Origin of the sequence: Candidatus Burkholderia verschuerenii, assembly GCF_001189365.1 — a bacterium.
GTDB classification, from domain to species: Bacteria; Pseudomonadota; Gammaproteobacteria; order Burkholderiales; family Burkholderiaceae; genus Caballeronia; species Caballeronia verschuerenii.
In genome coordinates this window covers 39466-53246 of sequence record NZ_LFJJ01000007.1, presented here as the reverse complement: position 1 = coordinate 53246, position 13781 = coordinate 39466, and the positions used below count along the sequence as shown (strand labels likewise).

Genomic DNA, 13781 nt, shown 5'->3' with positions numbered 1-13781 from the left:
AAGTTCAGGTGATCCGCTGTGGATGAATCAGAAGCGTATGCCGCGGACCGGGCGCGCTTCTTTACTGCTCGTGCTGCTTGTCAAGCCGGAAAGCTTAACGACGACGCATCGGCGCACGTGCTGCACCGCCGCCCGAACGCTCGTCCTTGTGACGGAAGTTGATGCGTCCCTTCGTCAGGTCATAGACCGACAATTCCAGCGTAACGCGATCGCCCGCCAGAATGCGGATGTGGTTCTTGCGCATGCGTCCCGATGCATACGCGCCCACGACGACGCCGTTGTCCAGCGTCACGCGATAGCGGCTGTCGGGAAGCACTTCGTCAACGATGCCGTCGAGTTCGATGAGTTCTTCTTTCGCCATACAGGCTCCTTGTAGTAGGTGTAATGGACGCCTCGCCGAGGCATCGTCCTGTTCCTGCTGCAAGGAAGACGCGAAGGCGTGACCGGGCGCGTATCGATCGGCGAGCGCGCCACTACTTTTCAGGCTCGAAAGTGAGCTTGACGGCCGTGCGCGAACGGGCGGAACGGTCCGCGGGCGCGGGGTGTTCCGGCTCCGGCACAGCCGGGACTGCGACATCGGCGAATACGCGAGTGGAGTCTTATTGAAAGGTCCGCGCAAGGAAGCCGACGTGCTGATTGAAGCGATACTGCTTGCGGTGCTGTCAGGTGAGCGTGTGCTGCCGTTCGAACCGCGGGTTTGACCCCGTAAGCCTCAAATAAGGCCAAACCCTTTGTTTGCAAGGCTCAGCGGCGATTCGAAGCTCTCGTTCGGTAGGACAACTAAGGAGCACAACATGCCCTTTAGACCGTCGAAATCGCAAAAAAGTTCCTATACGATTCCGCTGCTCGATAGTTCCTGCCACTGCGCGCCGCCTACGGAAAACGGCGCTGCAGCATGCATTATAGCCAACCTGCCTTTCGAAAGCGGTAATAAAGCACGAGATCGACCAGAAACATTACGGCGATGCAAAGCGGATAGCCGTAGGGAAGCTGCAATTCCGGTATGTCGTGGAAGTTCATCCCGTAGATGCCTGCGATCATCGTCGGCACCGCGAACAGCGCCGCGAACGAGCCGAGCCGCTTGGTCACTTCGCTTTCCGCCAGCGCGATCAGACCGAGATTCACCTGAATCGCGGTGACGATCATTTCGCGCCGTCCCTCGATGGTCTTGACGATGCGCAGCAGATGGTCGTACACGTCGCGGAAATATTCCTGCATGCCCGCGCACACGCCCGGCGAGCGTCCGCCATACAGTTTGCTGACGGATTCGAGCAGCGGCGCCGTGTGATGCTGAAGGATCGTCAACTGACGTTTGAGCGAGTACAGATCCTCGATGATCTCGCGCGATGCCGCCGAGCCGTTCTGCTCGAAGATGCGCTCCTCGACCTTGTCGAGTTCCGCGCCCAGCGCTTCGAGCACCGGAAAATAGCGGTCGACGACGGCATCGAGCACCGCGTACATCACGAAAGCCGGACCGTGCTTCAGCAGATGCGGTTCGCGCTCGCAGCGCTTGCGCACTTCCTGGAAGCCTTCGGTGGTCTTGTTGCGCACGGAGAGCACATAGTTCTTGCCGACGAACACGTTCATCTCGCCGACGAGCACGTTGTCTTCGTCGTCGAATTCGACGGTATGAAACACCGCGAACAACGAGTCGCCGTATTCCTCGATCTTCGGCCGCTGATGACCGTGCATCGCATCTTCGACGGCCAGTTCGTGCAGGCCGAACTGTTGCGTCATGTGGGCGAGTTCGCCGGAGCCGGGCTCTTTCAGCGCAACCCAAATGAAAGAGTCGGGGAGATCGCGATAAGCGTTGATATCGTCGATATGGACGTCCGCGAGCTTGCGTCCGTTCTGATACGCCGCGCAATTGACCAGCATGGAAGCCCCTTTTGTATTGTCGGTGTGTGGACCACGCGTCGAGGGGCGCTTGTCGCTACGCAAATTGCGGAACGCAGACGAAAGGCGCGAGCGCATGGCATCTGTCTCATCCTTAAATCTTAACGGATTTGACATGCGTTGCCTGCGCTTCGTCATCCGGATGACCGGTTTTCCTGCTTGCTTACGCACGGCTGCCGCTAGGCACGGCAGCCTCTAATGTACTCAGCTTGCCTCGGGACTCGGCAACGTCAGGCTCGACGAATAGTCGAGCGCGGGCGTGACGGACTGAGCAGCTTTCATCGCTTCGCTCTTGGTCAGCTTGCCTTCGACGGTCGCGCCCACGTCCATGCGCAGCTTCTGATAGTAGATGTTGCCGTGCACATGCGCGTTGGACTGAAGTTCGACGAAGTGCGAGACGTGCACGTTGCCGACCACGCGGCCATTGATGATCACATCGTGCGCGCTGACGTTGCCGTGGATCGCGCCTTGATCGCTGATGACGAGCAGCGATTCATCGCCGGGACGGCCCGAGACGTTGCCGGTCACCTGGCCGTCCATGCGCAGTCCTTCGCTGAATTCGAGATTGCCCGAGATATGGACGTTCTGCGCGATGAGCGTCGACAGCTTGGCCGGCTTGACGGTTTGCGATTCCTTCTTCGATGATGAAAACATGTCGTGTCCTTGCGATACGGTAAATGTGTGCGATGCAACCGTGGGCGCTTTGCGTTTGACGCGCCCGATCGCATCAGACGGATCGGTGGGTTCAGTTGGGTTTCTGCTGCTTCTTGTAGAAGGCGAGATCGGTTTGCAGTTGCTCGATCTGCGCGGCGTTGCCCGCCGTGCGCGCTTCAAGCGCCTCGCGCGTGGCGACTTCCTGCGCCAGCGCGTACTGCGCGTGCTGTAACTGATCGCGCAGCGTCTGTTCGGAGGTCGGCGGCGCGCACATGACGTCGAGTTTGCGGGCCTGTTCGCGCGAGTTCTTCAGCGCGAGACCGGCGGCCACGAGCGCGCCGACGGCGCACACCGCGGCGATCACGCCGGGCAGGTACGCGGCGCTGCGCTTGGGCGTCAGCGAATAGGTGTGTTGCGTGAGCTTGAGCGAGAGCCGCTTGTCGTCAGCCTTGCGCATGCGAACCTCGCGGAAAGAGCATGAGATACGGCTTCGGATTGATCTGCGCGCCATCGACGATCACTTCGAAGTGCAGATGCGGCCCGGTGGAGCGGCCCGTCGATCCGACTTCGGCGATTTCCTGCCCCGGCATCACGTAATCGCCGAGATGCACGAGTAGCTTCGACGCATGGCCGTAACGCGTCACGATGCCGTTGCTGTGACGGATATCCACCGCGTTGCCGTAGCCGTTGCGCTCGCCCGACTGAATCACGCGGCCGCCAGCGCTGGCGAGAATCGGCGTGCCGGTCGGCGCGACCAGGTCCATGCCCGGATGAAAACTGAGATGCCCGGTGAACGGATCGTAGCGATTGCCGTAGCGCGAACCGGGCGCCGGATCGCGGCCGGGGAACGCCATGTATACGGTGTACTGCGCGAGCGTGGCGGATTGCAGCATCGACACCTGTTGATCGAGGCAGTCGAGCACTTTCTCCGTCGCCTTCATGCGCTGACGCGGCGAGCCTTCGCGAGTGCGATCGCGATCGCAGGTGCGCGGCGGCAGTTCGGGGCCGCCCGCGCCATCGAGCGCGGCGGGATCTTCGCCATCGGGCAAAGGCGGCACGTCGTGTACGTTGGGTGTCGTGCCGACGCCGTTCGCGCTCTTCAGACGTGCATCGAAGCCGCGCAATTCGCCGACCTGCGCGGAAAGCTGATCTACGCGCGGCGCGAGTTCGATCAGCGCGGCGTTGATGCGCCCTAGCTGCTCGATCTCGAACGTACGGCGCGTGGCGAGCTGCTGTTCTTCGCCGAGATGACTGCGCGCGAATGTCGTGCCGATGGCGATGCCGAGCGCCAGCGCCGCGATGAGCAGCGCGATCAGCGCAATGATCGCGATGACGCGCGCCGTGCGCGCCTCGACGAAGCGAATGCGCTGGCTCGACATCGAGCGCCGTGACCAGATGACGAAGGCCATCAGCGTGCGACGCGGGTTGAGCCGGCGCGCAAGGCCGGACGCGATGGATGACGGGAAAAACTAAGAAAAATTACAGGGATGCATGCGCCGTGTGAACGGCGATCAAGGAAACCGACCGGCGATTATGCCGCAGGCTTCATCCTGCAATGATGTTTCATCGGGATGTCGAAACAAAATTATACGAATTCGGCTGCGTAGAATTTTGTTGCGGTGTGCTAATGCGTTTGTGGCAAGCGATCGCGCGAAACATCGGGGCGTGGTCAGTCACGTTGAAATATCACCCGGACGCGATATCGACCCACGACATGTCGTTTGCATCGCCCATCAGAAAGCGCTGATTGCCTTCCGCCGCCGCGCGCAAATAGTCCCACACGGCCGTGATGCGCCTGAGCTTGCGCAAGTCCTCGCGACACGACAAAAAGAACGCGCGCGTCACGACGATCTCGTCGGGCAACACGGGCACGAGCCGCGCGTCGGGCGAGGCCATGAAGCACGGCAGAATCGCGAGCGCGCGTCCTTGCAGCGTCGCGAAATATTGCGCGATCACGCTCGTGCTGCGCCAGTTCGACACCGCGCCCGGCACCGCGCGATCGAGATACAGCAGTTCGTAGCTGAACGCGAGATCGTCGATATAACTGGCGAAGCGATGCCCGCGCAAATCCTCCTTCGAGCGGATCGCGGGATGCGCGTCCAGATAGGCGCGCGTCGCGTACAGCTGAAGACGGTAATCGCAGAGTTTCGTATAGACATACTGGCCTTGCTCGGGCCGCTCCAACGTCACCGCGATATCCGCCTCGCGCTTGGACAGCGAGACGAAATGCGGCACCGGCAGCAGATCGACGGAAATATTCGGATGCGCGTCCTGAAAGCGCGCCAGTTGCGGCGCGAGAAAAAAGCAGCCGAATCCTTCGGTCGATCCGACCCGCACGTGGCCCGACAGCGCGTGCCCCGTGTTGCCGATCTGCTCGGTCGCGGATTGCACCGTCGTTTCCATCGAATCGACGAAGCCGAGCAGGCGCTGGCCTTCGGCCGTCAGCAGGAATCCGCCGCTGCGCGACTTGTCGAACAGCAGGGTGCCGAGCGCATCCTCCAGCGCGCGCACGCGTCGTGCGACGGTCGTGTAATCCACGCCGAGCCGCTTGGCCGCGCCGCTCGCGCGCTGTGTGCGGGCGACTTCGAGGAAATAGCGCAGGTCGTCCCAGTTGATCTTGCCGAGATCCGGTTTCGAGTCTTTTTGCATATCGATCTGGTGTTTTTCTAGTGCCGTCATGGACTTTTGCATAACTATACTGACGATACGAGCCTCTAAAAGATGGGGCCGATACCTATAACGGAGACGACATGCCTTCCTTCCCGCCGCTGTCCGGGCGCGTCTTCGCTTTTTCCGTCCGCATGACCTTCCAACCAGGAGACATCAGTGAATATCGCTGCTGAACATCCGGCGCAGTCCGCGTCCGTCCGCACCGCCAAACTGCTGATCGACGGCCGATTCGTCGAATCCGCGAGCCGGGAGTGGCGCGACATCGTCAATCCGGCGACGCAGGAAGTCGTCGGCCGCGTGCCGTTCGCGACGATGGACGAAGTGAACGCCGCCGTGGCCGCCGCGCAGAAGGCATTTCAGACCTGGAAGACGACGCCGCTGGGCGTGCGCATGCGTCTGATGCTCAAGTTTCAGGATCTCGTGCGCCAGAACATGAAGCGCGTCGCGCAGACGCTGACCGCCGAGCAGGGCAAGACGCTCGCCGATGCCGAAGGCGATATCTTTCGCGGCCTCGAAGTGGTCGAGCACGCCTGCTCGATCAGCACGCTGCAGCAGGGCGAGTTCTCCGAGAACGTCGCGGGCGGTGTCGATACGTACACGCTGCGTCAGCCGATCGGTGTTTGCGCGGGCATCACGCCGTTCAATTTCCCGGCGATGATCCCGTTGTGGATGTTTCCGATGGCGATCGTCTGCGGCAATACCTTCGTGCTGAAGCCGTCCGAACAGGATCCGCTGTCGACGATGGAACTCGTCGAACTCGCGCTCGAGGCCGGCGTCCCGGCGGGCGTGCTCAATGTCGTGCACGGCGGCAAGGACGTGGAGGACGCGATCTGCACGCATCCCGATATCAAGGCGATTTCCTTCGTCGGTTCGACGGCCGTCGGCACGCACGTCTACAACCTCGCGAGCCAGCACGGCAAGCGCGTGCAATCGATGATGGGCGCGAAGAATCACGCCGTCGTGCTGCCCGATGCCAACAAGGAGCAGACGCTCAACGCGCTCGCGGGCGCGGGTTTCGGCGCGGCGGGCCAGCGCTGCATGGCGACATCGGTGGCGGTGTTCGTCGGCGCGTCGAAGGACTGGATTCCGGAACTCGTCGAGCGCGCGAAATCGCTCAAGGTGAACGCGGGCACGGAGCCGAACACGGACGTCGGCCCGGTGGTCTCGAAGGCGGCGAAGGAGCGCATTCTCGGGCTGATCGGCAAGGGCGTGGAAGAAGGCGCGACGCTCACGCTCGACGGCCGCGGGATCGACGTGAAGGGTTACGAGCAGGGGAACTTCATCGGCCCGACGATTTTCACCGGCGTCGATACCGACATGAGCATCTACAAGACGGAGATTTTCGGGCCGGTGTTGTGTTGCGTCGAAACCGATACGCTCGATGATGCCATCGCGCTGGTCAATCGCAATCCGATGGGCAACGGCGTCGGCCTCTTCACGCAAAGCGGCGCGGCGGCGCGCAAGTTCCAGAGCGAAATCGATATCGGTCAGGTCGGCATCAACATTCCGATTCCGGTGCCCGTGCCGGCGTTCAGCTTTACCGGCTCGCGTGGTTCGAAGCTCGGCGATCTCGGGCCGTATGGCAAGCAGGCCGTGCAGTTCTATACGCAGACCAAGACCGTGACCGCGCGCTGGTTCGACGACGCCACGGTGAACGACGGCGTGAACACGACCATCGCACTGCGCTGATAAGGAGAAGAACATGCAGATCGGTTTTATCGGCCTGGGCCACATGGGCGGCCCGATGGCGGCGAATCTGTTGAAGGCCGGTCATCAGGTGACGGCATTCGATCTCGTTCCCTTCGCGCTCGATGCCGCGAAAGCGGCCGGCGCGACGCTCGCCGCATCGCCGCGCGCGGCGGTGGAAGGCGCGGAAGTCGTCATCACGATGCTGCCCGCCGCCGCGCACGTCAAAGCGGTGTATCTGAACGACGACGGCGTGCTCGCGGGCGTGGCCAAAGGCGTGCCGCTGATCGACAGCAGCACGATCGATCCCGCCACCGCGCGGCTGGTGGGCGACGTGGCGCGCAAGCAGGGCAATCCCTTCGCGGATGGGCCGGTGTCCGGCGGCGGCGTCGGCGCGCAGGCGGGCACGCTGACGTTCATGGTCGGCGCGGACGAATCGCTGTTCGAAACGCTTCGTCCGGTATTCGCTGGCATGGGTAAAAACATGGTGCGATGCGGCGAGACCGGAACGGGTCAAATCGCCAAACTGTGCAACAACCTGCTGCTGGGGATTTCCATGATCGGCGTCGCCGAAGCAATGCAACTCGGCGAGAACCTCGGCATCGATCCGGCCAAACTCGCGAGCATCATCAATACGTCGACGGGGCGCTGCTGGAGCTCGGATACGTGTAATCCCTATCCCGGTATTGTCGAGACTGCGCCTGTATCGCGCGGATATAGCGGCGGGTTCGGCGCGGACCTCATGCTGAAGGACCTCGGTCTCGCCGTCGACGCGGCCCGCAGCGTCAGACAGCCGGTGATGATGGGCGCGCTGGCACAACAGTTGTATCAGTCGATGAGTCAGCAAGGATTGGGCGGAATTGATTTTTCGGGCATCATCAAGATGTACACCCAACGAGAATCAAACTAAGCGATAAATTAATTCGGCACGCACGCGCGTGCCGAATCGAGTCTAAAGAATTAATCGCCTTATTAAGCTGCATTGCACAACGCGTTCGCGTATTCCTTAACAGGCGGAATCATCGGGATAACGATGATTCGCTTTCCCTAAAATTGTCCTATTTTTAAAGCACGACGCACGTGTGCCGTTCAAAGTCGAACGCACTAGCGCGCCACCGTGCAGTTAAACGCCCGGCGCTTTAGGGCAATCAGATGAGGAGTACGCGATGCAAGTAACACGACACTTAAATATGGAATTGCGGCACGCCACGGTGCCGACTTATGTAGCCAGCTACTTCTTCCCGTTGCTGCTCTTGGCATACGAAGTCTGGCGTGTAGGATCCTGGGTCGCGGTGAATGGCTTCAACTTCATGAACTTCAACGCCATGGGCTACGAGTTCGCGTTGATGGTCGCCGTGTTCTGCATGCAGGTAATCGTGGAAATCGCGTTCCTCGCCGGTGCGGTATTGACCAAGCACAAGGATGTGGGCCATCGACTGGCCAATTTGACCTTGGGTCTTTTTTGCTCGATGGTTGTACTCGGCTTTGACCTTGCATTGCAACATGGTCTGAGCGGAAGCTGATTTTTTTCTTAGGATTGTTTTAGCGAATAGTTTGACTATTCGCTAAGAAATCAAAAACCGGTGCGAAGCCTGCACCGGTTTTTTTATTGCTCTGCAAAAGCGATCTTTTAATAGCCTGCTGCATTCGGAAGCGCAGGCGGCTTTTCCGAACGTTCCTCATAGCACTTCCTATCCGCATCATTAAGCGCACTACGCAAACCTTCCTCAATCACCGGATGATAAAACGGCAGCTTCAGCATTTCATCGAGCGTCAAATCGAGTTGCAGCGCCCACGCGATTAAATGGCCGATATGTTCCATCGCCGGGCCGCAGCCTTGCGCGCCGCGCAGCTTGCCGGTCTTCGCGTCGGCGTAGACGTGCAGCAGGCCTTGGTTCTGACGCATCACGCGGCTGCGTCCCTGCGATTCGAACGATACTTCGCCCGTCACCGTCATCTGCTTGTCGAGATCGTCGTAGGACGCGCCGACCATCGTCGCTTGCGGCTCGCAGAAAACGATCGAGAAGGACACCTTGCGTTTGACCGGCTGCACGTCGGGATAACGCGCGGCGTTGTCGCCGGCAAGCTTGCCTTCGTCGGCGGCGTCGTGCAGCCATGGACGCGTGCCGTCGCAATCGCCGGCGATAAAGATCGCGCTGTCGCCGCATCGCATGGTCGTTTCGTCGAAGATCGGCACGCCTTTGTCGTTCAGTTCGATGCCCGCCTGTTCCAGCGCAAGCGATTTCAGATTCGGCGCGCGTCCCGTCGCCGCGAGCACGAGATCGAAGCTCTCGCGACGCGCGCGGCCATCGGGCGATGTGAAGTGCATATACGGCTTGCCGTCGCGCAGATTTATCTCGTCGAACTTCGCGTCGGGATCGAAATAGAACTCGTCGGCGAGAATCGCGGCAAGCGCGTCGCGCACGGGCGTATCGGTGAGGGCCGCGACGCTGCCGCCCTTGGCAAACATGAAGACGTCGATATCGAGCCGCGCCAGCGCCTGCCCGAGTTCCAGCGCGATCGGTCCCGCGCCGAACACCGCGATGCGTCGCGGCAAGGTCCGCAATTCGAATAATTGGTCGCTCGTGATGAGCTTGTCGCTGAACACTTTAAGCTTGTCGGGAACGAACGGCGCCGCGCCGACCGCGATCACGATGCGCCCGGCCGTCACGCGCGTCTGGTCGTCGATGACAAGCGTGGTCGGCAATTCGAAACGCGCCTGTCCGCGCACGATATCGCCTTCGGCCATCGACCGCACTTCCTTCACCACGCCGTTGACGAAGTAATCGCGTTCGCGTCGCACATAGTCGAGCACGCGGCGGATATCCGCTTCGAGCGCATGCGTGCCTTCGATGCCGCGTGGCGCGAGCGCGCGTGCATCGTGCAGGCCGTTGGCGGCGGCGAGCAGCAGCTTCGACGGCATGCAGCCGACGCGCGCGCAGGTCGTGCCGAACTCGCCGCTTTCGATCAGCACGGTTTTCGCGCCCGCATCGCAGGCCGCGCGATAAGCGGCCATGCCCGCCGTGCCCGCGCCGATCACGGCCACATCCACAGTGATTGCTTTCATTGCCTTCCCCGTTGATTTTTTATGTATCGATGCGCGTTCAGCCGTTATCCGCGAAGCCCGGATAAAGCGTCATGCCTCCATCGACGAACAGCGTCGTGCCGACCACGTAATCGCTGTCGTCGGACGCGAGCCAGACCGCCGCGCGGCCGATGTCCTCGACTTCGCCGACGCGTCCGTACGGAATCAGCGTCAGCAGCTTGTCGAGCGCGTCCTGCGTGTCCCACGCGTCCTTGTTGATCAGCGTGCGTCGCGCCCGGCGCAATCGAATTCACGCGAATGCGCTGCGGCGCGACTTCCTGCGCGAGCGACTTCATCATCATCTGGATGCCGCCTTTCGATGCAGCGTAGTTCACATGTTCCGCCCACGGAATGACTTCGTGGACCGAACTCATGCAGATGATCTTGCCGAGCGCCTTCGACACAGGACGCGGCCTGCGTCGCTCGAATTCGCGCACCGCGCGCTGCGCCGTCAGAAACTGGCCGGTGAGATTGGTGTCGATGACCTTGCGCCATTGATCGAGCGTCATCGTGCGAAACGCGGCGTCCTGTTGCAGGCCCGAATTCGCGACGACGATATCGACCGTGCCGTAACGCTGGATCACGGCGTCGAACATGGCGTCGACCTGCGCTTCGTCGGCGACGTCCGCGCCGACCGCGAAGGCATCGCCGCCGAGCGCGACGATTTTCGCCGCGAGCTGTTCGGCCGGCTCCGCGTGCGAGTGATAGTTGATGGCGACGTGCGCGCCGGCAACGGCAAGCGCCTGCGCGACGCCTTCGCCGATACCGGAACTCGCGCCCGTCACGAGCGCGATCTGGCCTTGCAGCGGTTGGTGCATGAGCGTTCCTCGGGGATTCGACTCATGCGCCAAGCAAGGCGCGCGCCCGCCGCCGATCAGCGCAGCAGCGTCTGATACACCTCGGCGTAACTCAGCGCCGCCGCTTCCCAGCCGAAGTTCTGCGACATCCCGCGTTTGACGACGGCTTTCCACTCCGCGCGGCGCGCCTTCAGTGCGAACGCGCGCCGGATCGACGCGACGATGCCCGCGCGGTCGAAGGTATCGAACACGAAGCCGGTGGCGATATCGTCGGCGAGATTTTCGAGCGAACTGTCGACGACCGTATCCGCCAGCCCGCCCACGCGATGCACCAACGGCGGCGAGCCATACGCGAGCGCATAGAGCTGCGTCAGCCCGCACGGTTCGAAGCGCGACGGCACCATCACCACGTCGCTGCCCGCGATGATCGAATGCGACAGCGTTTCGTCGAAACCGAGCTCCACGGCCACCGCGCCCGGATGCGCCGCCGCCGCGTTCTTCATGCCGGTTTCGAGCGCCGGATCGCCGGTGCCGAGGACGGCCAGCTGACCGCCGCGCTGGACGATATCCGGCACGGCGGACAGCAGCAGATCGAGCCCTTTCTGCTCCGTCAGTCGGCTGACGACGCCGAACAGCAGCGCGCCGTCGTCTTGGGCGAGGCCCATGCGCTCCTGCAACGCGGCCTTGCACTTCGACTTCGCCGATGGTTTCGCGACCGTGTACTTCGCGGCGATGGCATCGTCGATGGACGGACTCCAGATCGAATAATCGACGCCGTTGAGAATGCCGGTGATGTCGTGCGTGCGCGTCTGCAGGAGACCGTGCAGGCCCGCGCCTTGAGCCGCCGTCTGAATTTCTCGCGCGTAGGTCGGGCTGACCGTGGTGATGCGGTCCGCGTAATACAGACCGGCCTTCAGGAACGACACGTGTCCATAGAACTCGACGCCCTCGACCGCGAAGAAATCGCCCGGCAATTGCAGCGCGCCGAACTCCGACGCCGGAAACGTGCCCTGATACGCAAGGTTGTGCACCGTCATCACGCTGGCGACGCGCGGCGCGCTGCTGCGCGAAAACGCCCGCAAATACGCCGGCGCAAGACCCGCATGCCAGTCGTGCGCGTGCACGATATGCGGCTTCCAGCGCGGATCCGCGCCCGTCGCGATGCGCGCCGCGCTCCAACCGAGCAGCGCGAAGCGGCGGTCGTTATCCGCGTACGGACGATGCGTCGCGTCGAGGTACGGATTGCCCGGGCGATCGTAGAACGCATCCGCCCGCACGACGTACACGACGACGCCGTGCGGTTCCAGCACGCCGCGCTCGAGCGTGATGTTGCCCAATCCGAAGGCCGGACCGAGATCGGTAACGGTCTCCAGACTCTTCAGCCCGTCGAGCACGGCGGGAAAACCCGGCAGTACGACGCGTGCGTGCGTGCCGAGTTGCGATTGCGCGGGCGGCAGCGCGCCCACGACATCGGCGAGACCGCCGGTTTTCAACAGCGGAAACATCTCTGCTGCGGCATGCAGCACGCATACGGTCATCGGCGCTCCCGTCGATCTGTTTGACTACGTGTTATGAAACGTGGCGAGCGGCGGGCGTCGGCTACGTCTGCAGCCGCTGCAATGCATCGCGCGTAACGAGCACGACGCCCGAATCCGTGCGGAAGAATCGCGCGGCGTCTTCTTCCGGATCCTCGCCGATCACGAGACCTTCGGGAATCGTGCAGCCGCGGTCGATGACCACGCGCTGCAATCGGCAACTCGGCCCGACGGTCACTTGCGGCAACAAGACTGCCTCATTGATGTTACAGAACGAGTGCACCCGCACTACCGACGAAAACACCGACTTCGAAACCTGTGATCCGGAGATCACGCAGCCGCCGCAAACCAACAGATTGGTGATCGCGCCTTGCTGCCCGTTCAGGTCGCGCACGAACTTGCCCGGCGGCAACTGTTCCTGATTGGTCCAGATCGGCCACTTGCGGTCGTACAGATCGAGTTCGGGGATGGTCGAGGCGAGGTCGAGATTCGCGGACCAGTAGGCATCGACGGTACCGACGTCGCGCCAGTACGCGGGCGCTTCGGGATCGCTGCTCGAAGTCACGCACGACATGCTGAACGGATGCGCGATCGCCTTGCCCATCGTGACGATGCGCGGAATGATGTCCTTGCCGAAGTCGTGATCCGTATTCGTCGACATGATGTTCTCTTCCAGTATCTGGTACAGATACTTGGCGCTGAACACGTAAATGCCCATGCTCGCCAGCGCGACATCCGGCTTGCCGGGCATTGCGGGCGGATCGGCGGGCTTCTCCAGAAAATCGGTGACGACGCGGTTTTCATCGACATGCATCACGCCGAACGCGACGGCATCCATGCGCGGCACCTCGATGCAGCCCACGGTGCAATCCGCGCCGCTTTCCACATGGTCGAGCACCATGCGCGTGTAATCCTGCTTGTAGATGTGATCGCCCGCCAGCACCACGACGAATTCCGCGCCGATCGAGCGCACGATATCGAGATTCTGATAAACAGCGTCGGCCGTGCCGCGATACCAGCTCGAATCGACGCGCTGCTGCGTCGGCCAGATATCGATGAACTCGTTGAACTCGCCGCGCAGGAAACCCCAGCCGCGCTGCAAGTGGCGAATGAGCCTTGTATTGCGTGACGACGGCGATGCGCCGGATGCCCGAATTCAGGCAGTTGGACAGCGCGAAATCGATGATTCGATACTTGCCGCCGAAGTGCACGGCGGGTTTGACGCGCTTGTCGGTGAGCGGCTCGAGCCGGGTGCCGCGCCCGCCGGCGAGGACGATTGCGAGGGTCGACTTCTGCAAATCGGTGCGATTCTTAAGCGTCTCCATGCTCAGCCTCCTGATTTGACCTGCGACGGTTGATGTTCTGCTTACGTTTTAGTGTGATTCGTCCTCGATGTTGGATTCAATTAAGTACGTGGAAGCATTATCCGGCGCGCGCTCTTTTTAGTGTGAGATTCGT

Annotated in this window: 11 protein-coding genes and 2 pseudogenes; 3 read left to right on the top strand and 10 right to left on the bottom strand. The window is 61.8% G+C overall.

Annotated features, from left to right (window positions below):
* Window positions 1-94: 94 nt before the first annotated feature.
* From infA to BVER_RS03180, 6 genes are all read right to left on the bottom strand, one after another.
* Window positions 95-361, bottom strand: a complete 267-nt coding sequence (gene infA, locus BVER_RS03205) for a translation initiation factor IF-1 (RefSeq protein ID WP_050452055.1) — start codon at window positions 359-361, stop codon at window positions 95-97.
* A 539-nt stretch (window positions 362-900) separates the two neighbouring features.
* Complete coding sequence (corA, locus tag BVER_RS03200; RefSeq protein ID WP_050452054.1) at window positions 901-1878, bottom strand: magnesium/cobalt transporter CorA; 978 nt, start codon at window positions 1876-1878, stop codon at window positions 901-903.
* A 222-nt stretch (window positions 1879-2100) separates the two neighbouring features.
* Window positions 2101-2550, bottom strand: coding sequence for a bactofilin family protein (locus BVER_RS03195; protein ID WP_050452053.1), 450 nt, complete (start codon window positions 2548-2550; stop codon window positions 2101-2103).
* 91 nt (window positions 2551-2641) lie between these two features.
* The gene (locus BVER_RS03190) at window positions 2642-3007 is read right to left on the bottom strand and encodes a hypothetical protein (protein WP_050452052.1); all 366 of its coding nucleotides are present in this window, start codon (window positions 3005-3007) and stop codon (window positions 2642-2644) included.
* Complete coding sequence (locus tag BVER_RS03185; protein ID WP_050452051.1) at window positions 2994-3959, bottom strand: M23 family metallopeptidase; 966 nt, start codon at window positions 3957-3959, stop codon at window positions 2994-2996. Before BVER_RS03185 ends, BVER_RS03190 begins: the two co-directional genes overlap by 14 nt.
* Before the next feature lie 277 nt (window positions 3960-4236).
* A complete protein-coding gene (locus BVER_RS03180) occupies window positions 4237-5199 on the bottom strand; it encodes a LysR family transcriptional regulator (RefSeq protein ID WP_050452050.1) in 963 nt (320 codons plus the stop codon).
* Between the two features lie 177 nt (window positions 5200-5376).
* Here BVER_RS03180 and BVER_RS03175 point away from each other — a divergent pair, with 177 nt between their 5' ends.
* From BVER_RS03175 to BVER_RS03165, 3 genes are all read left to right on the top strand, one after another.
* Window positions 5377-6909 carry a CoA-acylating methylmalonate-semialdehyde dehydrogenase gene (locus BVER_RS03175; protein WP_050452049.1) on the top strand — a complete coding sequence of 511 codons (1533 nt, stop codon included), beginning with the start codon at window positions 5377-5379 and terminating at the stop codon, window positions 6907-6909.
* A gap of 13 nt (window positions 6910-6922) precedes the next feature.
* Window positions 6923-7816, top strand: a complete 894-nt coding sequence (gene mmsB / locus BVER_RS03170) for a 3-hydroxyisobutyrate dehydrogenase (RefSeq protein WP_050452048.1) — start codon at window positions 6923-6925, stop codon at window positions 7814-7816.
* A 256-nt stretch (window positions 7817-8072) separates the two neighbouring features.
* A complete protein-coding gene (locus BVER_RS03165) occupies window positions 8073-8429 on the top strand; it encodes a hypothetical protein (RefSeq protein WP_050452047.1) in 357 nt (118 codons plus the stop codon).
* A gap of 107 nt (window positions 8430-8536) precedes the next feature.
* Here BVER_RS03165 and BVER_RS03160 read toward each other — a convergent pair whose 3' ends face one another.
* The 4 genes and pseudogenes from BVER_RS03160 to glgC all read right to left on the bottom strand — a co-directional run bounded on the left by BVER_RS03160 (window position 8537) and on the right by glgC (window position 13648).
* Window positions 8537-9973 (bottom strand): dihydrolipoyl dehydrogenase, encoded by a 1437-nt coding sequence (locus tag BVER_RS03160; RefSeq protein WP_050452046.1) that lies wholly within the window; start codon window positions 9971-9973, stop codon window positions 8537-8539.
* Window positions 9974-10010: 37 nt separating this feature from the next.
* A pseudogene (locus BVER_RS03155) lies at window positions 10011-10809 on the bottom strand (glucose 1-dehydrogenase).
* A 56-nt stretch (window positions 10810-10865) separates the two neighbouring features.
* Window positions 10866-12326, bottom strand: coding sequence for a glycogen synthase GlgA (gene glgA, locus BVER_RS03150; protein WP_050452045.1), 1461 nt, complete (start codon window positions 12324-12326; stop codon window positions 10866-10868).
* Between the two features lie 61 nt (window positions 12327-12387).
* A pseudogene (gene glgC / locus BVER_RS03145) lies at window positions 12388-13648 on the bottom strand (glucose-1-phosphate adenylyltransferase).
* Window positions 13649-13781: the final 133 nt, after the last annotated feature.

Bases quoted from the DNA above. Each gene is read 5' to 3' on its own strand.
- infA (WP_050452055.1), bottom strand. From the start codon at position 361: ATGGCGAAAGAAGAACTCATCGAACTCGACGGCATCGTTGACGAAGTG.
- corA (WP_050452054.1), bottom strand. From the start codon at position 1,878: ATGCTGGTCAATTGCGCGGCGTATCAGAACGGACGCAAGCTCGCGGAC.
- BVER_RS03195 (WP_050452053.1), bottom strand. From the start codon at position 2,550: ATGTTTTCATCATCGAAGAAGGAATCGCAAACCGTCAAGCCGGCCAAG.
- BVER_RS03190 (WP_050452052.1), bottom strand. From the start codon at position 3,007: ATGCGCAAGGCTGACGACAAGCGGCTCTCGCTCAAGCTCACGCAACAC.
- BVER_RS03185 (WP_050452051.1), bottom strand. From the start codon at position 3,959: ATGGCCTTCGTCATCTGGTCACGGCGCTCGATGTCGAGCCAGCGCATT.
- BVER_RS03180 (WP_050452050.1), bottom strand. From the start codon at position 5,199: ATGCAAAAAGACTCGAAACCGGATCTCGGCAAGATCAACTGGGACGAC.
- mmsB (WP_050452048.1), top strand. From the start codon at position 6,923: ATGCAGATCGGTTTTATCGGCCTGGGCCACATGGGCGGCCCGATGGCG.
- BVER_RS03165 (WP_050452047.1), top strand. From the start codon at position 8,073: ATGCAAGTAACACGACACTTAAATATGGAATTGCGGCACGCCACGGTG.
- BVER_RS03160 (WP_050452046.1), bottom strand. From the start codon at position 9,973: ATGAAAGCAATCACTGTGGATGTGGCCGTGATCGGCGCGGGCACGGCG.
- glgA (WP_050452045.1), bottom strand. From the start codon at position 12,326: ATGACCGTATGCGTGCTGCATGCCGCAGCAGAGATGTTTCCGCTGTTG.